Origin of the sequence: Okeania sp. SIO3B5 (assembly GCF_010692555.1) — a bacterium.
GTDB lineage: Bacteria > Cyanobacteriota > Cyanobacteriia > Cyanobacteriales > Microcoleaceae > Okeania.
The window spans coordinates 1-4,086 of record NZ_JAAHHG010000724.1 but is presented as its reverse complement, the minus strand read 5'-3'; the positions used below and the strand labels follow the sequence as shown (position 1 = coordinate 4,086).

The 4,086-nt window shown below is 35.2% G+C and carries 1 protein-coding gene; it reads right to left on the bottom strand.

Annotation, left to right across the window (positions count from 1 at the left end):
- Positions 1-706: 706 nt before the first annotated feature.
- On the bottom strand, positions 707-3,667 hold the full coding sequence (locus F6K54_RS41525) for an adenylate/guanylate cyclase domain-containing protein (protein ID WP_293090335.1): 2,961 nt from the start codon (positions 3,665-3,667) through the stop codon (positions 707-709).
- Positions 3,668-4,086: the final 419 nt, after the last annotated feature.

Genomic DNA, 4,086 nt, shown 5'->3' with positions numbered 1-4,086 from the left:
CATAATCGTCCCAAAATACTAGCTTTTTGGGCTTTTTGAGCTGAAAACAGGCGCACTTTTTTAGACCAAAAAACGCTAAAACCAATATCAGTTAATGCTTTGATATTTAATCAGCAAGCCCTACTTATTAGAGAGTAATATCATGTCCGGTTGAATAGTTATAAATAAGGGAGTAGGGAGTAGGGAGTAGGGAGTAGGGAGTAGGGAGTAGGGAGTAGGGAGAATAAAAAGATTTGTACTGCAAGTGACTGTTTTGGTTTTTTTCATCACTAATTATCCGGACATGATATAAGAGGAAATTGGATAGATTTTTAAGGATGTATGATATGGCTCGCCAATCTCGCCAAGGATTTCAATCCTTAGCTAATAGACATCTCCAAAAATCAAAAAGACAATCAATTCTTATCCAGAAATTATCAATTATTCCCCTCCTGGGAGGGGCTAGGGGTGGGTTCCCTATTCCCAGCTCCGGTGTTCCCTCTTTTGGAGGAGATGTCTAATAGTTTAAGTCTTCTTTTGATGACTCTTGAGGAGTATGCCTCTTTTTCATCTTTTTATATTAGACATCCCAAAAATCAAAAAGAAAATCAATTCTTATCCAGAAATTATCAATTATTCCCCTCCTGGGAGGGGCTAGGGGTGGGTTCCCTGTTCCCTGTTCCCTATTCCCTGTTCCCTCTTTTCTGGAGATGTCTATTGTGGTTAATCAGCAACTTGATATTACATCTGAGTCTACTTTTTCTTTCAGTAGATAGGTAGTCATATTTCCTTTTCCTTTAATTGAAACCTCCCCTCGCTCTTCAAATACAAATTTTTCTTTGAGTCGCTGATATATAAAAGAGGTAACTTGAATTTCACCATCAATACCACTAGACTCCATTCGAGATGCAATATTTACAGTATCACCCCATAAATCGTAGATAAATTTAGTCTTACCAATAACTCCAGCAACCACAGGCCCAACATGGATACCAATTCGTAGGGCTAGAGATGTTTGTTGTTGAATGCAAATACGATCTAAACAAGCTTGCATCTCTAGTGCCATATTAGCGATCGCCTGTAAATGGTCTTCTTGTTTTATTAGCAAACCACCAACTACCATATAAGCATCCCCAATAGTTTTAATTTTCTCCAAGCGATACTTTTGCGCTAGTTGGTCAAATTCCGAAAAAATCAAATTCAGAAAATCTACAAGTTCAATGGCAGAAACATTTGAGGAAAATTCAGTAAATCCTACCAAGTCAGAAAATAACACACTCACATCATCAAAACTATCAGCGATCGCTCTTGCTCCTGCTTGTAGGCGTTGAGCAATTTTATCTGGTAAAATGTTTAGCAACAATTCTTGCATTTGTTGTTTCTGAAGCTTCAAAGCCTCCTGTGCTATTTTTCGCTCGGTAATATCGGAAACAGTACCTTCATAATACAATAATCTTCCCTGAGAATCATTGACAGCGCGAGCATTTTCAGATATCCACATTGTATTACCATCTTTGCGATATACTAAGGACTCAAAATTATACACTGCATTATCTGTTTCTATTGCCGATATAAATTCTTGCCGTCGGTTTGCTTCACAATAAAGCTGGCGAGAAATATCCTGAGTATCCTTGATCAACTCTTCTGGCAAACTATAACCATATATTCTTGCTAATGCCATATTTGCACTAATAAAACGCCCAGAAGGAGTTGTCTGAAAAATACCATCAACAGCATTTTCTACTATCTCTTGATATCGTTGTTCTGCTATTTTGAGAGATTCTTCTGCTTGTTTACGTTGGACTAGAGAGCCTAATTGAGTAGCTACTGCCTCAATTAACTGCATAATATGTGGCTGCTTAGATAGTACCTTTTTGTTAAAGAAAACCAAGATTGCCAAAACTTTATTTTCTACAATAATTGGCACTCCAAAAGCTGTTTTTAAATCTGTAGCAGCTAATATTGACTCAGTTGAAAAATGTTCAACCCACTCTGATTTTTGGGATGCAAAAATTCTACCAGGCAAACCATTATTATTACTAAAAGCTAGTTTCAGACTCCGGTCTCTACACTCAAAGAAATCTGGTTTTTCAGGATGCCAACCTTGACTACATTCGAGCAAATTAGTATCTTGATTAGGAATCCAGGCTTCACTAAAATCCCAATCAATTAATTTACAACAAGACTGAAGAATAATTGTTAATGCAGAATGAAAATTATCTGTATTATTAATAGATTGAGTAGTTTCTAATAAAAATTTTATTTCGGCTTCAGCTCTTTTTCTTTCTGTAATTTCTTTTTGTAAAAATAAATTTTTATCTGTTAATTTTTGGTTTAAACTTTCTAAAGATTGATAAAATTGAGCTTTTTGAATAGCGATCGCTATCTGAGCTGCCAAGCGTCTTAATAACTTGGTTTCCGATATTTTCCACTGTCTATTTTCCCGACAATGATGAGCTATTAATAACCCCCATACATGAACTTCTGAATTGTCAGTATGATTTTTTTTTTCAGTTTCGTTTGTAATTAAGATCGGTAGTACTAGATTTGCTTTTACCTGAAATTTTATCAGCATCTCTGCATAACATTCTTGTATCTCCGGTCGATTAACATTACTAATAACACTAAAATGACCTTGTTTGTAACGTTCTAAAATATTGCTGTTGGGAAAACATGGATCGACAATTGTCATTCCTAAAAGTGAAGAACAGTCTGACGCTAAAGATTCTTTTTCTACAAAACCACTAAAATCTGGTAAGAAACGGTAAATTAGTGCGCGGTCGCACTGCAAAAACTCTCGTACCGACTTTACTGTCGTTTCTAATATTTCTTCTAAGTTTAAAGACTGATTAATTTTGTCTATAAGCAGACTTAATAAATGCTCTTGTTTTCTAATTTTTTTGAGTTCTAATTCGGTTTTTTGGCGCTCTGTCATATCTAGAATTGTTCCAAATATGCCGATTGGTTCTAAGTTACTATTTGTAATTAAACTCGTCTTCGTATAAAGATATCTTAGTGTTCCATCTGGACGCATTATTTCATATTCAAATTCATACTTTTGTGTTTTTTCTAAGATTAAAGCCATATTTTTTTCCCATAATTTTCTACTTTCGGGAAGGAACATTTGGAGAAATTCTGCATAAGTTGGTTGTTGTTGAGTCGGACTTAGACCAAAAATCCGAAATACTTCATCAGACAAAGTTATTTTCTGTGTTTTTAGGTCTAATTCCCAGTTACCTAAATTAGCAATTTTTTGGGCTTCTTGTAGTTTTTCTTGACTTTTTTTGAGTGCAATTAAATTTTTATTTCTTTCAATGGCATAGCGAATTACTCGCTCTAATGTATGTTCTTGAATTTCTAATTTATTCAAATAATCTACTGCTCCAATTTTCATCGCCAGTAGGTCTAATTCTCGATCTCCTTGACCTGTGATTAATATAATTGGCGTCTGAAAATTTCCTTCTATTGCTGTTTTTAGTAATTCTATCCCGTCTTTTTCTCCTAAACGATAGTCAAGCAAACAAACGTCATATTCTTCTGTTTGTATGGCAGCTAATCCCCCTTCATAGGTATTTTCCCAATTTAGGGAGATTTTTGGAGATTCTATTTCTGATAAGATATCATCAATAAGGATAAAATCATCTTCATCATCTTCTATTAGAAGAATATTAATAGTGTCTTTTGGCATAAAAATCTGCTGGTTCTGCTGGAATTTATAGTTGTATTACGAATTATACTTATATCCAGTTGAATATGGGATCGCCACCAACATCAAAGCCATTTCTTTCTAATAGATATCTCCGGAAAAAAGGGAGTAGGAAGTAGGGAACAGGAAGAAATAATTGATAATTTATAGATAATAATTGATTTTACTTTTGATTTTTGGAGATTTCTAATATCAAATCCAGTAGCATTGGTATAAAATCTTTTGAAGTAGCAGTCAGGAGTCAGGAGTCATATCATGTCCGGTTGAATAATTAGACTTTGGTGGAAAGAAGGCAGGAGGCAACCCACCCCTAACCCCTCCCAGGAGGGGAAGGCAGGAGGCAGAAGGTTTTCTCAAGAGTGTCACCTTAATTTTATACACGCTCCGATGCTACCGGACAA

Bases quoted from the DNA above. Each gene is read 5' to 3' on its own strand.
- F6K54_RS41525 (WP_293090335.1), bottom strand. From the start codon at position 3,667: ATGCCAAAAGACACTATTAATATTCTTCTAATAGAAGATGATGAAGAT.